General features: G+C 68.2%; 18 protein-coding genes. 12 read left to right on the top strand and 6 right to left on the bottom strand.

Going from position 1 to position 18,137, the window contains the following annotated elements:
• Positions 1-26: 26 nt before the first annotated feature.
• Complete coding sequence (locus AB0M88_RS08995) at positions 27-887, bottom strand: sigma-70 family RNA polymerase sigma factor (RefSeq protein WP_364097721.1); 861 nt, start codon at positions 885-887, stop codon at positions 27-29.
• Between the two features lie 334 nt (positions 888-1,221).
• Between AB0M88_RS08995 and AB0M88_RS09000 the strand changes: the two genes are divergently transcribed.
• Positions 1,222-2,472, top strand: a complete 1,251-nt coding sequence (locus AB0M88_RS09000; RefSeq protein WP_364097724.1) for a PP2C family protein-serine/threonine phosphatase — start codon at positions 1,222-1,224, stop codon at positions 2,470-2,472.
• On the top strand, positions 2,472-2,834 hold the full coding sequence (locus AB0M88_RS09005; RefSeq protein ID WP_364097726.1) for an STAS domain-containing protein: 363 nt from the start codon (positions 2,472-2,474) through the stop codon (positions 2,832-2,834). Before AB0M88_RS09000 ends, AB0M88_RS09005 begins: the two co-directional genes overlap by 1 nt.
• A 22-nt stretch (positions 2,835-2,856) precedes the next feature.
• On the opposite strand, the gene AB0M88_RS09010 is transcribed toward AB0M88_RS09005, so the two are convergent.
• Complete coding sequence (locus tag AB0M88_RS09010) at positions 2,857-3,594, bottom strand: GAF domain-containing protein (RefSeq protein WP_364097729.1); 738 nt, start codon at positions 3,592-3,594, stop codon at positions 2,857-2,859.
• Positions 3,595-3,837: 243 nt separating this feature from the next.
• Here AB0M88_RS09010 and AB0M88_RS09015 point away from each other — a divergent pair, with 243 nt between their 5' ends.
• From AB0M88_RS09015 to AB0M88_RS09040, 6 genes are all read left to right on the top strand, one after another.
• Entirely contained in the window at positions 3,838-4,302 is a 465-nt protein-coding gene (locus AB0M88_RS09015; RefSeq protein ID WP_364097732.1) for a hypothetical protein, read from the top strand.
• A gap of 528 nt (positions 4,303-4,830) precedes the next feature.
• Positions 4,831-6,225 carry a hypothetical protein gene (locus tag AB0M88_RS09020; protein ID WP_364097735.1) on the top strand — a complete coding sequence of 465 codons (1,395 nt, stop codon included), beginning with the start codon at positions 4,831-4,833 and terminating at the stop codon, positions 6,223-6,225.
• A gap of 51 nt (positions 6,226-6,276) precedes the next feature.
• Complete coding sequence (locus AB0M88_RS09025; RefSeq protein WP_364097737.1) at positions 6,277-6,675, top strand: ChaB family protein; 399 nt, start codon at positions 6,277-6,279, stop codon at positions 6,673-6,675.
• 120 nt (positions 6,676-6,795) lie between these two features.
• Positions 6,796-6,984, top strand: a complete 189-nt coding sequence (locus tag AB0M88_RS09030; RefSeq protein WP_364097740.1) for a DUF2795 domain-containing protein — start codon at positions 6,796-6,798, stop codon at positions 6,982-6,984.
• A 160-nt stretch (positions 6,985-7,144) separates the two neighbouring features.
• The gene (locus tag AB0M88_RS09035; protein ID WP_364097743.1) at positions 7,145-7,669 is read left to right on the top strand and encodes an STAS domain-containing protein; all 525 of its coding nucleotides are present in this window, start codon (positions 7,145-7,147) and stop codon (positions 7,667-7,669) included.
• A gap of 144 nt (positions 7,670-7,813) precedes the next feature.
• Complete coding sequence (locus AB0M88_RS09040; protein ID WP_364097745.1) at positions 7,814-8,857, top strand: chemotaxis protein CheB; 1,044 nt, start codon at positions 7,814-7,816, stop codon at positions 8,855-8,857.
• 44 nt (positions 8,858-8,901) lie between these two features.
• On the opposite strand, the gene AB0M88_RS09045 is transcribed toward AB0M88_RS09040, so the two are convergent.
• Entirely contained in the window at positions 8,902-9,750 is an 849-nt protein-coding gene (locus tag AB0M88_RS09045; RefSeq protein ID WP_364097748.1) for an alpha/beta hydrolase, read from the bottom strand.
• A 197-nt stretch (positions 9,751-9,947) separates the two neighbouring features.
• Between AB0M88_RS09045 and AB0M88_RS09050 the strand changes: the two genes are divergently transcribed.
• Together AB0M88_RS09050 and AB0M88_RS09055 are read left to right on the top strand one after the other, a co-directional pair.
• Positions 9,948-10,253: a hypothetical protein gene (locus AB0M88_RS09050; RefSeq protein ID WP_364097751.1), complete on the top strand. Its 306-nt coding sequence runs from the start codon at positions 9,948-9,950 to the stop codon at positions 10,251-10,253.
• A 2-nt stretch (positions 10,254-10,255) separates the two neighbouring features.
• The gene (locus AB0M88_RS09055; protein ID WP_364097754.1) at positions 10,256-10,987 is read left to right on the top strand and encodes an ATP-binding protein; all 732 of its coding nucleotides are present in this window, start codon (positions 10,256-10,258) and stop codon (positions 10,985-10,987) included.
• 14 nt (positions 10,988-11,001) lie between these two features.
• Here AB0M88_RS09055 and AB0M88_RS09060 read toward each other — a convergent pair whose 3' ends face one another.
• Positions 11,002-12,144 (bottom strand): SigB/SigF/SigG family RNA polymerase sigma factor, encoded by a 1,143-nt coding sequence (locus AB0M88_RS09060; RefSeq protein ID WP_364097757.1) that lies wholly within the window; start codon positions 12,142-12,144, stop codon positions 11,002-11,004.
• 986 nt (positions 12,145-13,130) lie between these two features.
• Between AB0M88_RS09060 and AB0M88_RS09065 the strand changes: the two genes are divergently transcribed.
• A complete protein-coding gene (locus tag AB0M88_RS09065; protein WP_364097760.1) occupies positions 13,131-14,975 on the top strand; it encodes a CheR family methyltransferase in 1,845 nt (614 codons plus the stop codon).
• 412 nt (positions 14,976-15,387) lie between these two features.
• On the opposite strand, the gene AB0M88_RS09070 is transcribed toward AB0M88_RS09065, so the two are convergent.
• Positions 15,388-16,323, bottom strand: a complete 936-nt coding sequence (locus AB0M88_RS09070; protein ID WP_364097763.1) for a sensor histidine kinase — start codon at positions 16,321-16,323, stop codon at positions 15,388-15,390.
• Between the two features lie 400 nt (positions 16,324-16,723).
• Between AB0M88_RS09070 and AB0M88_RS09075 the strand changes: the two genes are divergently transcribed.
• Positions 16,724-17,224: a hypothetical protein gene (locus tag AB0M88_RS09075; RefSeq protein ID WP_364097766.1), complete on the top strand. Its 501-nt coding sequence runs from the start codon at positions 16,724-16,726 to the stop codon at positions 17,222-17,224.
• On the opposite strand, the gene AB0M88_RS09080 is transcribed toward AB0M88_RS09075, so the two are convergent.
• Complete coding sequence (locus AB0M88_RS09080) at positions 17,221-17,808, bottom strand: site-specific integrase (protein WP_364097769.1); 588 nt, start codon at positions 17,806-17,808, stop codon at positions 17,221-17,223. The two genes, AB0M88_RS09075 and AB0M88_RS09080, sit on opposite strands and share 4 nt — an antisense overlap.
• Positions 17,809-18,137 lie beyond the last annotated feature (329 nt).

An 18,137-nucleotide genomic window follows, 5' to 3' on the forward strand; every position in this document is an offset into this window, starting at 1 on the left:
GCAGCACGAATGGGAAACGCATCGCCTCAAACTCCCTGCAGCGTGCAGTGGTACGGCTGGTCGCCTTGGGCACTGCAGCCGGCGGCCACCACCCGCCACCCATCGCCGAAGACCCCCAGGAAAACGGTGTCGTCGGAGAGCCGCACCTGCGCCCACTGCCCGTACACCGCAGTGTCGGCGACCGGACCGGGCATGGGCAGGTCCTCGTCAAGGACCGCTTGAGCACATGGCTTGCCGGCCGACTCCTCCAGCTCCGATGCCGTCTCGGGAGCCAGCACCGCGCACGCCTGGGCGCCGAGCGTGTCGCCCAACTCCTGGCCGCTACACGTGGAGGTCGGATTGGACAACGACGCAGGTCGGTAGGCGTACCCGCCTTCCCACCCTTCGATGATTTCTTCGTCGCTGCACTGCAGATCGTGGGCGATGTCGGTGATTGTCGGCCGCCGGCCGAGCTGGTGGGGAAGCCGGGCGTTGGCTTCCTTGATTTTCAGGTGCAGGTCATGCAGCCGGCGGGGCACCCGGATCATCCAGCCGTGGTCGCGGAAGTAGCGTTTCAGCTCTCCGACGATGGTCGGGATGACGTAGGCGACGAAGTCGCCGCCGAGGTCCGGCTCGAACCGGTCGACGGCCTTGATGAGGCCGATGATCGCGGTTTGCTCGGTGTCTTCCAGGGTGCCGGGACGGATGGCGTAGCGACGCGCCAGCCGGCGGGCCAGCGGCGCCCATGCGGTGATGGCTTGCCGCCGCAGCATCTCGCGGCGCGGGTCGTTGGAGGGCAGGGCCGCCAGTGTTGCGGTGATGCGGGCGGCTTCCGCATCGGCGGCGTCAGCCTCAGCGCGGCCGGCATGACCCGACAGGGCCCGTTCGGCGGTTCCTCCATTGGTCAATACGAGGCGCCTTTCGGGGCCAGTACGGATCTCGACAGCCGTTGTGCCTACTCGCCAACCGGAGGCGTCGACGCCGACAGGGCGAAGTGCTCATTCGACGGCGGCCGTCCTTCAGCGGCGAACTCTAGTCGAACAGCCCACAAGATTCTAGCCGAAAGCATGAAGCACTTACGGTGATGTTCTGAACGAGGACGGTAGCTAACCTCTTGGGGGTCCGGCTTCGCTGCGCATCGCCGCGCTCGTAACGGCCCTGGGATGCCCCGCGACGCCGAAGCTGGTGACTCCGGCAGTACCCCGGTAGCTGTCTCATCCGGCCGGTCATAGGGTGTGGAGCATGGGACAGGCGGAGGCGGCGCGGTGGTTCGACGTCTTCGATGAGATCCTGAGCGGCTCGCACCTGTGGCGACCCGATCAGCTGGCGCCCTCCGTCGAGGCGGCGGTCGTGAGGCTGGGCATGCGTACGACGGTCTGGCTGGTCGACTACGAGCAGATCACGTTGCGGGCGTTACCCGTGCCGGGCCGCGAGACGCCGTCACCGGTCCTGGTCGACGGGTCGTTGCCGGGCCGGGCGTTCGCGCGGGTGGAGTCGATGCCGGCCGCCGCCGACGGCGACCGGCACCGATGGTGGGTGCCGATGGTGAACGGCACGGACCGTCTCGGCGTGGTCGAGTTCGTCGTCACGGCCACCGGTGATGCCCAGGAGCCTGATTTCCTGCGGCGTTGTGAGGTGCTGGCGGGGCTGATCGGGCACCTGATCACCACCTCGTCCGAGCGCGGGGACCACTTCGACGTCGTACGCCGGTCCCGTGAGATGTCGACGGCCTCGGAACTGCTGTGGCAGATGGTGCCACCGTTGACCGCCAGTTGCGACCGCGCGGTCGTGAGCGCCGTTCTGCAGCCCTGCTACGAGGTGGGTGGTGACGGCTTCGATTACACACTCGACGGGGCGGTGGCGCATCTGGTGATCCTCGACGCGGTCGGCAAGGGATTGCGGGCGGCGCTGGCGTGCGCGGTGGCGCTCGCCGCGATCCGGGTCGAGCGCCGGGCCGGCCGCGGGCTCCGGGAACAGGCGAGTGCTGCCGACATGGCGCTACTCGAACAGTTTTCCGACGCGAGGTTCGCCACGGCCGTTCTCGGGCAACTCGATCTCGATACCGGCCGGTTGCGCTATCTCAACGCCGGTCATCCGGCGCCCCTGCTGCTGCGCGACGGCAAGCTCGTCCGGGAACTCCCAGGCGCGCGGCGCATGCCGCTGGGTCTGGCCGATCCGCAGATGCATATCGCGGAGGCGACCTTGGAGCGCGATGACCGGCTGCTGTTCTACACCGACGGCGTCACCGAGGCTCGTACGCCCGGCGGCGAACGATTCGGCCTGTCGCGCCTGGTCGGTCTGGTGGAACGGCATGCCCGCTCCGACCTGGCTGCCCCGGAGATGCTGCGCCGGCTCTCCCACGCCGTGATCGAGCACCAAGGCGGCCTGCCCGACGACGACGCCACGTTGCTGCTGGCGGAATGGTCCGAGGCGGCCGTGCCGAGGACCGTACCCACGACCGGACGGCCGGCCACGAACGAGGAGCCCCGCTGATGTCCGAGCAGATCCTGGACGTCACCACCGAGCACGTGACCGAGTCGGTCGTCGTCCTGACCGCCACCGGCGAGATCGACCGGGACAGCCAGTCGGTGCTCGACGAAGCCGCGGCGTCGGCACTCGCGGACGGCAGTGACCGGCTCGTCATCGACCTCGGCGCGGTCTCGTTCTGCGATTCCAGCGGTTTGAGCCTCTTCGTCCGCCTGCACCGACAGGTCACCGGGCGCGGTGGTTCACTGCGGCTGGCCGGTGCCCAGTCACTGGTGCGCACCGTGCTGGAGGCGACGAACCTCGATCGGCTGTTCCCCGCGTACCCGACCTTGGAGCAGGCGGTGCAGGCCGCTCTGGCGGCCGGCTGAGCGACGCACCTGCCGCCGGCGCTCAGATGCCCTGGGTGAGCAGCCGGCCCGCGGCCCGCGCGAGGTCCGTGCCGGCCTGTCCGGCCCGGATGCACAGGGCAAGGTACGCGTCGTCGGCACCGCAATGAAGTTCGTTCATGATGACGCTCAGCGCGAGCCGGATCGTGGCGCGGATGCTGAGGGCTTCGGCGTAGCCGGTGACCAGTTCCCGGCCGCCCTCGTCCAGCAGGTGCAGGTCGTCGGACCCGGCGGTCGTCCCGCTGCTGTGCTCGTGCACCACACATATGCCGTCGATCAGCGGGGCCATGGCGGCGCTGTCGTGACCGTACAGGTTGAGGGCCGCGATCGGCTCTCCGCGGCTGGCGCACAGCGGGACGGACACCGAGGCGTGCAGGCCGAGACGCGGTGCTTCCTCGTGAAAGTGTGGCCATTGCACGGTGGCGGCGATGTCGGGTACGCCCACCGGTGTGCCCGTGTGCAGCGCTTCGATGCACGGACCGGCGCTGTCGGTGTACTGCGCTTCGTCGACCGCCCGGACGAGTTCGTCGCTCACCGCGACGGTGACGTGCACCCTGCCGGTCAGGGCAGTGACCGATGCGTACGTCGTGGCGCCGATGCGATTGGCGGCCAACTTCGCGATGGCCATGAGTTGGGAGCCGACGTCGTGCGCGTGGTCCGGCGTCCCCGCCAGCGTGACCAGAGCGTTGGCCAGGGGACCTGGCTCTTGGGGATGCGGGTTCGCGGAAGGTTGAACGGCCATGGCTTCTCCCGGGCGGCACAGATCCGGAGCGGCAGAGAGGAACCGTCCGCATACCCACCCGTGCGTGGTTTACTCGGGCGCCTCAGCGGCCGGCCATCGTCGGAGAAACTGCTCGCTGACCCCGGGCCGGGTCCCGGTTGCGCCGGCGGGACAGCACACCCCGGAGGAGTGGAAAGGCCTTCGTGGTTTCCCGCAGGTTTCGTCCACCGCTCGACGGGCATGACCGACGACGGAGGTCGACGCATGACGACGGGAATCCTGGCGGGAATGGCGGCAGGCGCGGCGGGGACGGCAGCGCTCGACGCCGCGACGTATTTGGACATGACGGTTCGGGGGCGAGGGAGCAGCAGCACTCCGCAGGAGACGGTGAAGGCGATCGAGCAGCGGCTGCCGGTCTCCGTACCCGGTGAGGGCGCGACCCGAGAGAACCGGGTGAGTGGCCTCGCCAGCCTGTCGGGCATCGCCACGGGGGTCGGCGTGGGTGCCGTCTTCGGTGTGCTGCACCATGCCGGTCTGCGACTGCCGAAGCCGATCGGCGTGGTTCTCGTGGCGCTCAGCGCGATGGCGTCGACCGACGTTTCCATGGCCCGGTTGCGGGTGAGTGACCCGCGCGGGTGGTCGGCGACCGACTGGCTCAGCGACCTGGTGCCGCACCTGTTCTACGGTGCCGTCACGTACGCCACCCTGGAGGCACTGGACCGGCCCTGACCGCCGGTTCAAGCGGTGCGAACCGCGACGACGATGGAAGGCCCGAGCCGCGCCGTCACGACGACTTGTTTCCGGGCTCCTTGGTACGGGTGTCGAACTGGCTGTGGCCGTTCGGGCACTTGGGGATCTTGTGGCCTTCTTGCACGTGCACTGTCGCGTTGCACGTAGCACAGTGGAAGTCCCCGGTTTTCTCTGCTTTTTCGCCGGCATGTGCGGCCATGGTGGGTTCCTCTCTCGGCGGTCGAACTCGCGGTCCTACTCGGTGGGCACAGCAGCGAATCACGCGAGATTTGTCAGAACCGAGGTGCCGTGGCAAAGCCGCGTACGGGCTCGGACCAGGCCCTCGGGTCGCGCCAGGGGAAGGTGTGCGCGAGATTTCCGGTACGCCCGGACGGGGCTCGCCGACCGCCCGGCCGCGCATCCGGCCCAGCACCCCGTCGTGGAACGAGGTGGCGACGTCCTGCGGGAAGGCCGGCATGCGGGGATTCGTACCCGTGCGGATCGGGCATGAACCGTCTTGGAGGTGCCATGAAGCTGCCACGGGAGATCGCCGGGTTCGACTCGGCGTCGGCCATGGTGGTGGCGCTTGCCCGGTTCCTGCACGGCCGGGACACGCCGCCCCTCGGCAAACCCGTATTCGGGGCGCTGCGCCCGGTCGCCGCCGTGGCGGCCCGGCTGCCCGAGGGCACCCGGCAATGGATCTACAGCATGTTCAGCGGTGCCGAGGGCCGCCCCGAGGCCGAGGTCGCGCGGTTCGACGCGGACGCGGTGGCGAGGGCGATCGCCGGCGTCTATCCGCGCCGTCGTTACCCGGCCGTGGCGATCGGTTCCTCGAACGGCGCTCTCACTCACCTGTACGCCGCGCTGGGAGTGCCGTGGCTGCCGCAGACGATGCTGCTGCCCGTACGTCAGCGGGGGATTTCGCCCGACGATCCGGCGCGCGCCGTACATGCGTTCGACCGCACCGCCCGCGCGCTGCTGGACCGTAACCCGGATCTGGTGCTGCACCACATGCACGATCCGAACCAGGACCGGCTCACCCTGCGCCGGATGGCGTACTTCCGGGTGAAGCGCACCCGGTTGGGCCCCGCCTACGAGCAGTTCCTCACCGATGTCCTGGAACCGGACGGGACCGTCCTGCTGGCCGAATGCGGGCAGCAGTGGCCGGTCACGACCGTTGGCGAACGGCACGTTTTCCAGTTCGGTGCCGTTGGTGGCATGCCGCCGGCGGAGTACCGCGAGGCCGGCGCCCCGCTGGCGGACTACCTGCGCCGTTACCGGGCCCCGGTGCGTCGGTGGCAGGCGCCGCCCGCGGACGCCGACGCGCCGGAGGCGGAGTGGGGCTTCGAGCCGGGGCTGCGGGAGGACGTCACCACGTTCGCCACCCGGCGTGGTTTTCGGGTGCAACGGCTGTCCTTCGACGAGGCGGAGGATGTCAGTTCGCTCGTGGCGGATCTCTACCGGTGGTGGTACGCCCAACGGGGGCTGCCGGCCACCAGGCTGCTGGTCGACTCGTTCATGATGCTGGATCCCTGGTGGACGCTGCGGATCGGTGCCGTGCCGTACTGGACCGCCTTTCCGGTCCGGCCCTCGCTCGACCGGCTGCACCATTACCTGGACGAGGCAGACCCGTACGACTTCGTGCAACTCGGACTGTTCTGCCACGGCGTCGACTCGGTCGGCATGGCCGGCGCGGACCAGTGGCGCACCGTCCTGCGGCGGGCCCGATCGGCCGGCAGCTTCGCCGGTGTCTCACCGCGGCGGTACCCCAGCGATCCGCAGACGTTCTTCAACTTTCAGCGGGCGCTGCGAGCTGTGCCGGACCGGCACGCCCTGCCGCCGCCGCTGCCGCTGGCCACCGCTGCCGCGTTCCTGCACGATCGGGCGGCCCGCTACCCGCAGATCCGGACCGGAACCGTTTGAGCGGAATGTCAGCGGGCACGCATCGGACTATCAACGTCGAAGGAGGTTGTGATGCCGGCGAGCAAGGACATGCCGAGCACGATCAAGCGGTCGCCGAAGAAGGCGCAGGAAACCTACGCCAAGACACACGATTCGGCGGTCGAGGAGTACGGCGAGGGTGAGCGCGCCCACCGCACCGCGTTCGCCTCGCTCAAACACTCGTTCGAGAAGTCCGGGGACCATTGGGAGCCCAAGGAGAAGAAGGGCCCGAGCGACGCCAAGGCCGCCGGCGGCCGGGACACGAAGGCGAGGACGGCCGGTGGCGTGGACGCGAACGCCAGCAAGCAGCACCTGCTGGAGCAGGCGAGGAAACTCCAGATCAGCGGCCGCAGCCGGATGACGAAATCCGAGTTGGTCGACGCGATCGAGAAGGCCAATGCCTCGAGCACCCGCAAAGCACGAGGTAAGTAGCGGCGACGGGCGTGCGACGGGCGGCGAAGCTGCCGGGCCTCCGGCCCTCGTCGGGCACGGCAGCGCCGCGGACACGGTTCACCGACGCATACTGCGGGATCGCACGGGTAACCGGGCCGCATGACGAACAACCCGATCCAGTTGCAGAAGTACCTGAGTGGCGTGGACTACCCGACCGACAAGCAGACTCTCGTCAAGACGGCGAAGGACCAGGGCGCCGACGACGACGTGATCCAGACGCTGGAGAGCCTGCCGTTCGACCGCTACAACTCACCCAACGACGTGAGCGAGGCCTTCGGCAAGCGGTGAGCAGAGTGCGCGCCCCGGCGCCCGATCGCATGATGCGGCGGCCGCTCCTCGCGGGCGCCGCATCGCTGTCGACCAGGCGGATGATGACGGTATACCGGCCATTCGGGCGGGCGTCGGCGCACGGTCAGGCGGCAGTATCACCGCGCGGCACCGTACCGCGGTGCGCCCGGCGATCGCCGGGGCGCCTGTCTTGCCGGATGCGGCTGAACGTTTTAAAGTCGCTTGCGGGTCAAGCCGCGTGCCCGTCGTATTCCGGCCGGCGGAAGGCGTATTCTCATTGAGCCTTCAACCAAATTTCCGGTCGCCGGAGCGTGCGACAGTTGCCTCGATCACCGACACCGACGACACGGTGACCGCGATGATCTACCGTCACGCCGAGCCGATGGTGCCCGAAGCGGGCCTGTACTTGGTCGTCATCTCGGTCGACGGTGATGTGGAATGCGACGCCGCCGCATACCTCGACCACATCCTGCAGCAAGCGATGAAGGACGGAACGCCGGTCTGCTGTGACCTGACCGGGACCGAGTTCTTCGGTGCGGCGGGGGCGACGGTCGCGCGACACGCCGCACACCGCGCCGCCGAGGCCGGCTCCGTGTTCCTGCTCCGGGGCGTGCACGGCATATCGGCACTCGTTCTCGAGGTGGTCGGCTTCGACCAGTCCCTGATCATTACGACCGATCCCTGATGCCGGGGTGGACGGCGGCTCCGCCACCGGCGTCCACGGCACACACCGCAAAGTCGATCTCGCCGAACGGGGTTCAAATCCGTGGCCGGGGTACCTATGCAGCGCCGAAGAACCCCGCATGTGAGGCTACGAGCCAGTCGACTGGTGCTGAGAGCGGAGAAAGAATTGCTCAGGGACGTTGTGGTCGTCGGCGGCTCCGCCGGTGCGCTGAAGGCATTGCAGCAGTTGGTGGCCTACCTGCCCGCAGACCTGCCGGCTGCCGTGCTGGTGGCGACCCATCTGGCGCCGAGCGCGCCGAGCAAGGTCGCCGCGACCCTGGCCCGGGCCGGCGCACTGCCCGCCGTAGATGCGGCCGACGGCATGCCCATGACCGCCGGCCGCATCTACACGGCGGTGCCCGACCGGCACCTCGTCATCGACGATCACGACGTGTTGCGGCTGAGCCGCGGGCCGCGGGAGAACCGTGTGCGTCCGGCTGTCGACGCGCTGTTCCGCTCGGCCGCTCGGTGGTGCGGCCCCCGGGTGATCGGGGTGGTGCTGTCGGGCGCCCTCGACGACGGGGCGGCCGGCCTCGCCGCGGTTGCCGAACGCGGCGGCACCGGTCTGGTCCAGCAGCCCGGAGAGGCCGCGTTCGACGGTATGCCCCGGGCGGCTCTCGTCGCTGTGCGCGGCGCCGTGGCGCTTCCCGCGGCCCAGCTGGCGCGGAGGATCACCGAACTTGCCGGCCGGCCGGTACGCGCTGTGCCCTCCGGCCCCTCAGAGGCGCTGATCTGGGAGACTGACATGATCCGGGACGGCAATTCGAGGACCACGCACGTCGGCCAACCGGTGGGACTCGGGTGCCCCGAGTGCAGCGGCGGCATGAGGTCAGTGACGACTGGCAACGCCGTGCACTTCGTCTGCCACACCGGACACTCGTATTCGCCGGAGACTTTTCTGGCCGCCCGCGACGACACCATCGAATCTGCCGTCTGGACCGTGCTGAGCGGCCTGCAGGAAAAGGTCACAGTGCTCGAGGATCTGGCCGAGCGCGCGACGCGGGCGGGGGACGACGAAGGACACCGGCGTCATCGTTCCGCCGCCGGGCACATCAGCCGCGCCGCCCGGCTGCTCCAAGAGCAGCTGGTCGCCGAGGGGCCCGTCCGTTTCGCTTACAGCGAGAGCCGTGCCGATGGCGAGGCCGGCTGAACGGCAGCGACGACGATGCGCCGCGGCCCTTCCGATGATCATCGCTACGAGCAGGCCGGGTCGCCGGATACCCGCTGATCCGGCGATTTCACGTGGTGCTGAGCCGATGAAGGACGGGAGACGCGACCGGCGAGGTCCTGGATGGGTGGTGACCAGCTCTGCGGGTAGCGCCAGCAGAAACTGTGCGTTCCCGGGAGCTCGATGTATGAGCCACCGGCAAGGGCCGCGACCCGGCGACCCCATTGCGGCGTGCTGAGCCGATCGTCGCGTCCGCGGATGACCAGCACCGGCATGGTCAATGCGGCTACCGGCTGCTCCAAGTCATGGCGCAGATGTTCACGCAGGACATGAAACAGCCTCCGGAACCCGACGCGTTTGCGTTCGGGCTTGTGCACCTCGTCGAGGCTTTTGGGATCCCCGCGGCGGTCGGCCCACCAGCGGGCGAACACTCGCACCGGGCCGCGCGCGATCGGGTCGACGGTGGGACCGGCGAGCACGACCCCGACGATGTCGCGGGGCCGCCGCCGCGCCGTTTCGGCGGCGACCTGGGTGCCGCTGGAGTGCCCTGCGAGGATCACCGGGCCGAGCCGGCGGCTGTCGAGCCAGTCGGCGACCGAAGCCGCGAACTCGGTCACGGACAGTTCGTGAGGTGGTTCGCCGCTTCCGCTGCAGCCGGGCAGGTCGATCAGGTGGACGCGCGTCCAGCTGCTCAGCGCCCCGACGCCCGGCAGCAGATAGTCACTGACCGTCATGCCCTGCACTATCACGATCTCCGGTACGCCACGACGCGGTTCACCCACGGTCCGACTGCGCATGCTGCCCAGCACCCCGTCGTGGAACGAGGCCGTCACATCGGTGGGGAGCACCGGCCGGTAGTTTTTCTCACGGCCCATGGCAGTCGGTGTACCCCCGAAAGGACGCACGATGCGCCGGCTTATTCCTGGTTCTGCTCGATGACCTGTACGGCGGCGTCCGTGAAGGTGGTGGTGCCGGCCTCGGCGGCCCGCGTGCGCAGCACGAGATAGGCGCCATCGGCGAACGGGCGTGAATCGTCCGTTGCGCCGCCGATGAGACCCCTTTACAAGTCGACGTGGTCGTCACCGGCAACATTCCAACGGCGCTCTTCGACGCGTTCATGGGCCGCGACCCGGTCGGCTCGGGCCGCGAATGTCCGGCGCGTCGCCGCTATCTGGTCCTCGGTGTCGGGTTCCGTGACCGGCGAGGTTCTTCGTCAGGCAGCGGCGTGCGCCACCGGGCACTGTCGACCGCGCAGTCGGCCAGAGGCGCGGACGGTGTCATCATTGTGCTGGAGACCGGTGAGGTGCCACGGCCGCCGATCGCGTTTGAGCCGCCCTACCAGGGGAAGTCGCCACGAAACGAGAGGTCTCGACAGTGACGATGGACTGCTCGGTAGAGAATCTGGGCGATGTCCTGGTGGCGGTGCTTACGGGCCGGCTGGGTCTCGCCGACGTCGCCCGGCTGCGGCTGCGCCTCGTCAAGTGCCTGGCCGAGCAGCCCGAGGCGCTGCTCGTGGACCTGTCGGGCTGCACAGTCGCGGAGCCACTGGCACTCACCGTCTTCGCGGCGGTGTCCAGCCAGGCGGTGCGCTGGCCCGGCATCCCGGTACTGCTCTGTGCGGCGGCCGGGCGGACGCAGGCACTGCTGAGCCGGGCGGCGTTCCGCCATATCCCGCAGTTTTCCAGCGTCGACGCGGCCCGCGACCACGCCGCGGCCTACCGACAGACCCTGCCGCGGCTCACCGAGGAGTTCCTGCCGCTCTCCGGTGCGGCCCGGCACGCGAGGAACGTGGCCACCGACGCCTGCCTGCGCTGGGATCTTCCACACCTGATCGGACCGGCCAGCCTGATCGTCAGCGAACTCGTCAGCAACGTGATCGATCACGCGAACACGATGGCGACGCTGCGGTTGTCGCTGCGCCCCCGCTATCTGACCATCGCCGTGCGGGACGGATCGCTGGTCGAGCCAGTCTGGCCCGGCATGCAGCCCAGCACCGACGCCAAGCCCAGCTTCCGCGGCCGCGGCCTGCTCCTCGTGGAGACGATCGCGCACAGCTGCGGCTGCCTGCCCACGGAAGGGGGGAAGGTGGTCTGGGCGTCGCTGGCGGCCTGAGGGCCGGTCCACGCTCAGCGGCGCTTGTCCTCCGAAAGTAATTTCGCCAAGCCGGACACCTTGAGGACGTGGAAAACATACGGCTGGGCGCCGGTCAGGCACAGTCCGACGTCGGCCAGCTCGGCGGCCGAAGCGGCATCGAGGAGCGCGGCGACGCCCGCCGCATCGACCAGAGGCACGCCGACCAGGTCCACGATCACCCTCTCCGGGCGGGCGGCGACCGCGTTGTGCAGGGCGGCCCGGAGCCGGCCCGAGGTGTCCCGGTCGAGCTCGCCGCGGGTTCGGACGATCAGCACGCCGTCGTCGCGGCGGCTGGTCAACTCCAGGCCGTGATGATCGGGCAGGGCGGTGCCTTCCCAGGGCGGTAGTACGTCGTTCAGCATGGCCTCGCGTAGCCAGGTCAGCGCGCGGGTGAGGAGCCGGGACACATGCATCTGGGAGATGCCCAGTTCGGCGGCGATCTCCGTCTGGGTGCGGTTGCCGTAGAACCGCAAGGCAAGGATGTGACGATCACGAGCCGGCAACCGGAGCAGCAACATGGACAAGGTGATCTTGTCGTCCACCGATTCGAGGGCATGGTCGGAGGTGGCCAGCAGGTCGCCGAACTCGTACGAGCCGTCACCGCCGGTCACCGGCGTGTTCAGCGACATCGGTGCGTAGCCGCGGCTGGACTTCACAGCCTCGATCACCTCGTACTCGCTCACGCCGAGCCGGTCGGCGACTTCGGCTCGAGTCGGTGTGCGGGCCAGTTCACCGGTCAACTCCGCGACCGCGCGCCGGGCCGCCAGGCTGAGGTCCTGGAGGCCGCGAGGAACGTGCACGCCCCAGGCCTTGTCCCGGAAGTAGCGCTTGATCTCGCCGGTGATCGTCATGACGGCATACGCTGTGAACGATCCGCGGCCCGGCTCGTACCGGTCGATGGCTTTCACCAGGCCCAAGCGGGCGACCTGTTCGAGGTCCTCGACCGCCTCGCCACGGCCGCGATAGCGGCGGGCCAACCGACCGGCGAACGTCAGGCATCCGATGGTGAACTCGTCACGGAGGGTGGCTCGTTCATCGGCGGAGGCTGCAGCGGCTGACCGGTCGAAGTACGCGAATGCCGCGGCGTCAAGATCCTCGAATGCACCATCTGCGGAAGTCCGATCATCCCTCGCCATCGGTATACGCTCTCCCCTCTTCCGCCGGGACGCCCTTCCGTCGAATTTGCCCGTGGGCTTGCCGGCTCAAACCGCAAGCCGATCAGCCGGCGACCTCGGAAATCACCTGGCCCGAACAAAAGTCCGCGGGTGTTGGCCCCCGGCGATGCCCGGTCATGCCTCATGCCGACCGGGAATCCAGCTGTCGCTCAGTTCCCCTCTCGTCCGATTAATGCCGGTCGGTCCGGTAGCGGAGTAGTGACGAACTCGCGCGGGCCATACCATGGACGTGTGAGCTAGCCGGAGGCGAATCTGCTGGGCCCGGGCGGGCGGAACCGCAGTCTCCCCGGACCCGACGACGTCGCGGACGAGCGGGTCGCGGACGAGCGCGAACGGGTTGCGGACGAGCGCAGCGGGTCGCGGAGGAGCGGAAGCGCGCCGCGGACGACCGCGATCAGGTCGCGGCCGAGCGGGACCGGACGGCGGATGAGCGGGATCGGGTGGCGGATGAGCGGGAGGAACGGCTCGACGCCTTGCAGGAACGGCTCGACGAGCGGTCACGCCGGCTCCGGGCCAGCAGCGATGCTCGCATCGACGAGACGCTTGCGCTGCTCGCGGAAGGGCGCGAAGCCGTGGAGAGATCCGGGCTCGGCTGGACCGGAGCGAGGCCGCCTTACGGGCCAGTGTCCGACGCGTCGATCGTGAGCAGGCCGAGATCGATCGGGAAACTACGCGGAGCGCACGGGACATCGATCCTGCGTAGCGCGTGCCGCGTCCCCGTGGCGTCGGCGGTCATCACTTGAGGAAACCAAGTACTGGACACGAAGCCTGCATCAGGGACCGAACTGGCCGAGCATCCGTGGGCGGCATTGGCGTCGGCGCAGACTGAACATGCTGGCTGATCGCCCAGGTCGGATCGACGTTTGCCGAGGAGAGCTCGCTGTCCGCGACGATCACGCGGGCGAAGTGCGGTAGCGTCGCGGGGCATACCGCCGCGTACTTCCTGGATGGCTGTGATGGAACCGATTGATCCACATTTTGAGGCGCTCCTTGTCTATCTGAAAGAAGCACGCGGTTTCGACTTCACGGGCTACAAGCGGTCCGGTCTGATGCGGCGGGTGAACCGCCGGATGAGCCAGGTCGACGTCCACGACTACCAGAGTTATCTGGATTTTCTGCAGGTTCATCCGGACGAGTTCACCACGTTGTTCAACACGATTCTGATCAACGTCACGGGCTTCTTCCGGGACGCCGATTCATGGAATTTTTTGCGTGCCGAGGTGCTGGAGCCGTTGATCCGGGCGAAGCCGGCGGACTCGGTGATCCGCATCTGGTCGGCCGGCTGTGCGTCCGGTGAGGAGGCTTACACGCTGGCGATGACTCTCGCCGAGACACTGGGTCTCGGCGTTTTCCGGGAACGCGTGAAGATCTACGCCACTGATGTGGACGAGGAGCAGCTCAACGAGGCGCGACAGGCGGCGTACGGTGAGCGCGAGATGCAGGCGGTCCCGGCCGAGCTGCGGGAGCGGTATTTCGAGGCGTCGGGTAACCGTTACTTGTTCCGTAAGGATCTGCGTCGTTCGGTGATCTTCGGCCGTAACGACTTGGTACAGGATGCGCCGGTTTCCCGGATCGACTTGCTGGCGTGCCGCAATACATTGATGTACTTCAATGCCGAGACGCAGTCGAAGATCCTTGGCCGGTTCCATTTCGCGTTGGCTGACGGTGGGGTGCTGTTCCTGGGTAAGGCGGAGATGCTGCTGAGCCATGGCAGCCTCTTCGTGCCGATCGATCTGAAGCGGCGGGTGTTCCGACGAGCGCCGCGCGTCTCGCAGGTGCCCGGTGCGATGCTCGCCGAGTCGCCGCGGGTGTCGTCCGCGCCGTTGACCGCCCTCGATCAGTTGCGGGGTGAAGCGATCTCGGCGAGTCCGCTGGCGCAGCTGGTGCTGACCCCGGACGACCTCGTCGCGGTCACGAACCGGCAGTTGGAGAAACAGTTCGGGGTGTCGTCGCGTGATCTCGGCCAGCCGTTTCGCGACCTCGATCTGTCCTATCGCCCGGTCGAGCTGCGCCGCTACATCGAGCAGGCGAAGGTGGAACGGCGCACGTTGCGGATCCCCGATATCCAGTTGGCCCGCGGCGCCGGAGAGACCGTGCATCTGGAGATCCAGGTCAGTCCGCTGACCGATGCCGAGGGCAGCCTACTCGGCGTGAGCGTGATCTTTGATGACGTAAGCGATGCGCGCCGGCTGCAGCACGATCTGGAGCATGCGAATCAGCAGTTGGAGGCGGCGTACGAGGAGTTGCAGTCGACCAACGAAGAGTTGGAGACCACCAACGAAGAGTTGCAGTCGACGGTTGAGGAGTTGGAGACGACCAACGAGGAGTTGCAGTCGACCAACGAGGAACTGGAAACGATGAACGAGGAGATTCAGTCCACCAACGACGAATTGCAGACCATCAATGATCAGTTGCGGGACAGCACACGCCGGCTGGACGAGGCGAACGCGTTCCTCGATACGGTGCTGACAAGTCTGGAGGCGGGCGTCGCCGTGGTCGACCGGGACCTGCGAATCGAGGTGTGGAATCGCCGGGCAGAGGATCTGTGGGGCCTGCGGGCCGAGGAGGTCACCGGACAGCACTTCCTCAACCTCGACATCGGCCTGCCGCTCGAAAAACTGCGCCCGCTGTTGCGGGGCGCGCTCGGTGGGGAGAGCGGCGAGGCAGCCGTCGACGCCGTCAACCGCCGCGGCCGCTCATTGACGGTCCGAGTGGTCAGCACCCCGCTGAACGGGCGCAGTACCGGGGCCAACTCGGACGGTGCCATCATCGTGATGGAGGCCGAAGACTGACGGCCGCGTCGAACCGGTTCGGGCCACGGCACACAGCGTTGGTCGGGCCACGGCACAGCGTTGCCGGTCGCCGCAGGACAGGCGTCCGGCGGCCCGCTGAGTGCGACGGCGGCGATGCGCGGGCTCAGCTCGTGTACCAGTCTTTCCGGTCTGAACGCCCAGGATGCCCGGTCTGAACGGCCCTTACCTCACTGCCGACAACGTGGTCCCCTTCCGGTCACGGATGAGGTGAGACCTTCACCGCCTCACGCTTGCCGCAACGGCGGGGCCCGGTCGCTGCGAGCGGTGCCCGATACGCCGGCGATGCTCCCTTCCATAACCCAAGCGGTTCGCAAAGTCGCCGCCCGGGACAAACCACCCCGGGGCATGCACGCGATGTCGGGCGACATCCGGTAGGTCGGCCTGGGTCGATTCAGCGATGCAGGTAGGCGCGAATGGTGGTGCCGCCCGAGGTGGTGTGGACCCGGACAAGATCGCACAGCTGGTTGACCAGCAGCAGGCCCCGGCCGCCGCCGAGCGCGTCGGGCGGCACCGGGATACGTCCCGCGAGGGGATCGGTGAGGCGCCCGTTGTCCGCGAGCTGGCAGACCAGCTGGTCATCGTCGGTCCAGAGGGCGAGTTTCCCTGTTCCGCCGCCGTGCCGGACGGTGTTGGTCGTCAGCTCGTTCACGGCCAGCACCAGGTCGGTTGTGCGCTGCGGTGGCAGACCGGCCCGGTGGGCGTGCTCGGCGACCATGCGCCGAACGGCCGGCAGGGCGAACACGTCGACGGTGACGGTGGCCGCATGCGGTGGCGGGTCGGGCAACGGCAGGTTGAAGGCCGCGGCGACCGCGACGGGCTCGTCGTAGTGGATGCTGTCGAAGCCGCCCTCGGCGTCGATCATGATCGGGTGGGTCTTGTAGGCATCCTCGATCCACGCCGGGTCGAGCAGCCGGGTGTTGTAAGGGCACAGGATCGTGGCCGGCCGGCCGGTGAACGCAGCGTTGATCAGCGCTTCGTGCTGGGCGCATGCCGGGTATTCGGTGGCGCTGCGGCCGGCCCAGATCGGTTCGCCGATCAGCCGGACCCGGCGCCCCGGATGGGCGTTGGCGAAGGCCAGCAGAACGGTGGGGATGATCCGGCCCGGATTGCGGCCGGCCACCATCATGTCGCGCAACAGTATCCGCTCGGCGTCCGCGCCCAGAGCGTCCCGGATCAAGGCGAGGTTGCCGGCGGGCACCGCCACCGCGACCGGTTCCCCGGCGGCCAGGCCCTCCCGGATGAACGGGACGGTGCCTGCCAGGTATTCGTCGTCGTCGCGGTACAGCAGCGCCGGGTGGGTGAACGCTTCCGCGGTGGTCGTACTCATGCGATCAGCTCCGTCCGGTGGCGCTGCTGAGGCGTACCGCCGGCAGTCCGGCGAACACGATCACCGGATCACCGACGGCGAGGCCGGCCGCGACGGTGAGCGCGATCACCTTGAGCCGGTCATGACAGCACCGACAAGAGCGCAGACGTGATCATCGAGCTGGAGCCCGTGCACCGTTCCACGCCTTCCACCTCGATTACCTCGCGTGTCGTCGATCCCTATTGTGCACCCAACGACCGCAACGTCGTCGCACCAGTACCCTCGCCTCTGGTCATCTGCGATCCCGGCGACACGACGTCGTTCACGTGCCGTCGGCGCCGGTCAAGATATCCAGCAGGCCGGTCGCCTGCATTACTCGGCGGGTCATCCCGCTCGGGTTGCCCGCCATGACAGCAACGCCATGGCCAGCACCGACCGTCCGGGCCACGAGTATCGCACTCAGTTCGTCGCAGATGAGAAGTTTGTGGCCGCTCGGGGAGCCTTCGCGGAGTGTCTCGCGCTGGAGGACTTCACAGATACCGCCCAGAACCAGGAAGCTGCGGTTTATGCCGGGCCAGACTCGCTTCCCGAGGATGTGCAGCGATGGATGCGCGAGCCGCGGGTAGGAGCCCGGCAGCTGGCGAAACGGATATACCAGATGATCATTCGTCCTGGTGATGCGATGGAGTCAGCTGACGTGTCCGACAGAGTGCTCGTTCCGCCGGACGCCATCTTCCAAAATTTTCCCACGATAAGCTGCACTTCGGACAGTCCTACTTCGCGCACGTCTTACGTGGCCTACGCGGCCAACCGCCGGCGTACGTGCTCGAAATTCAAGCTGGCGAAGCGCCGCCGCTCGGGCCCGAGTTTGACGAAATCGGCGGCATCATCGTCCTCACGATCTGACAATCGCAAACTTTAGGCGAGGATCGCGGGGCCCAGATTGCGCCGGCGGCTTGCGTGCTGGCGCAACAGGTCGGCGGAGGCGTTGACCGCGGCGCGGGCGATCTCTCGGAACACCTGCCAGTAAGTGTCGACGGTGGTGACTGCGCTGGAATGGCCCAGCACCTGCTGGATGGCGTGCGGCTCTACCCCGGCGGCGCCCATCAGGCTGGCCGCCTCGTGCCGCAGATCGTGCAGCCGGATCGGCGGCAGGTCGTGGAGTTTGACGAGCCGGGCGAACCTGCGGGTCAGATAGTCCGGGCTGACCGGTCTGCCGTCCGGTAGCAGGAACATCGCCCCGTCCGGGTTCAAGCTCTCGCGGCGCGGATTGGCAGCTACCTTCAGCCAGTGCCGGCGGCAGGCTTCGTTCGTGACGTCGTCCAGCGGCACGATCCGGGTCCCGGCGAGACCCCGCGGGCTCGGCTCGGTGATCGCCGCTTCCCGCGCCGCGATCGCGGCTTCCTCGGACGGGAAGCCACCGCGGCGTATTCGTTGCCTTTGGCCGTCGACGTCGGTGACCTTGATCCAGTAATACCAGCGTCCGTGGGACGGATCTTCCAGCATGTGGCACCGGCCACCCCACTGCCGGCCCGTCAACGGCTCCGGGCACGCACACCTCCGGTACACCGTCCCCGGGATCGACGGTGCTCCAGAAGCCGGGCGTGGACCCCGGACATTGGGCCGGCACCTGCGCAAACCGCCGTCCAGCCAGTGGCCGGTGTTACGTGTTGCTTCCTTCATGATCGAATTCCTTACTAGCTTCAAAGAGCTGAGTAGGGACTCGCCATCCGAAGGGTTGAAGGTTCAGTCCACGCGGTGCACCAACAACAAAAGAGCCGATCTGTGAGTCCAGAACCGGACTCACAGTCGACTCACGTCTACCAGCAAGCGAT

Source organism: Actinoplanes sp. NPDC051411, from assembly GCF_040682075.1.
Lineage (GTDB): Bacteria > Actinomycetota > Actinomycetes > Mycobacteriales > Micromonosporaceae > Actinoplanes.

Excerpts from the sequence above, each read along its gene's own strand:
- AB0M88_RS09080 (WP_364097769.1), bottom strand. The coding sequence starts at position 17,808 with ATGCTGGAAGATCCGTCCCACGGACGCTGGTATTACTGGATCAAGGTC.
- AB0M88_RS09070 (WP_364097763.1), bottom strand. The coding sequence starts at position 16,323 with ATGAGTACGACCACCGCGGAAGCGTTCACCCACCCGGCGCTGCTGTAC.
- AB0M88_RS09005 (WP_364097726.1), top strand. The coding sequence starts at position 2,472 with ATGTCCGAGCAGATCCTGGACGTCACCACCGAGCACGTGACCGAGTCG.
- AB0M88_RS09045 (WP_364097748.1), bottom strand. The coding sequence starts at position 9,750 with ATGGGCCGTGAGAAAAACTACCGGCCGGTGCTCCCCACCGATGTGACG.
- AB0M88_RS09030 (WP_364097740.1), top strand. The coding sequence starts at position 6,796 with ATGACGAACAACCCGATCCAGTTGCAGAAGTACCTGAGTGGCGTGGAC.
- AB0M88_RS09000 (WP_364097724.1), top strand. The coding sequence starts at position 1,222 with ATGGGACAGGCGGAGGCGGCGCGGTGGTTCGACGTCTTCGATGAGATC.
- AB0M88_RS09060 (WP_364097757.1), bottom strand. The coding sequence starts at position 12,144 with ATGGCGAGGGATGATCGGACTTCCGCAGATGGTGCATTCGAGGATCTT.
- AB0M88_RS09075 (WP_364097766.1), top strand. The coding sequence starts at position 16,724 with ATGGCCAGCACCGACCGTCCGGGCCACGAGTATCGCACTCAGTTCGTC.
- AB0M88_RS09020 (WP_364097735.1), top strand. The coding sequence starts at position 4,831 with ATGAAGCTGCCACGGGAGATCGCCGGGTTCGACTCGGCGTCGGCCATG.
- AB0M88_RS09055 (WP_364097754.1), top strand. The coding sequence starts at position 10,256 with ATGGACTGCTCGGTAGAGAATCTGGGCGATGTCCTGGTGGCGGTGCTT.
- AB0M88_RS09065 (WP_364097760.1), top strand. The coding sequence starts at position 13,131 with ATGGCTGTGATGGAACCGATTGATCCACATTTTGAGGCGCTCCTTGTC.
- AB0M88_RS09015 (WP_364097732.1), top strand. The coding sequence starts at position 3,838 with ATGACGACGGGAATCCTGGCGGGAATGGCGGCAGGCGCGGCGGGGACG.
- AB0M88_RS09025 (WP_364097737.1), top strand. The coding sequence starts at position 6,277 with ATGCCGGCGAGCAAGGACATGCCGAGCACGATCAAGCGGTCGCCGAAG.
- AB0M88_RS09010 (WP_364097729.1), bottom strand. The coding sequence starts at position 3,594 with ATGGCCGTTCAACCTTCCGCGAACCCGCATCCCCAAGAGCCAGGTCCC.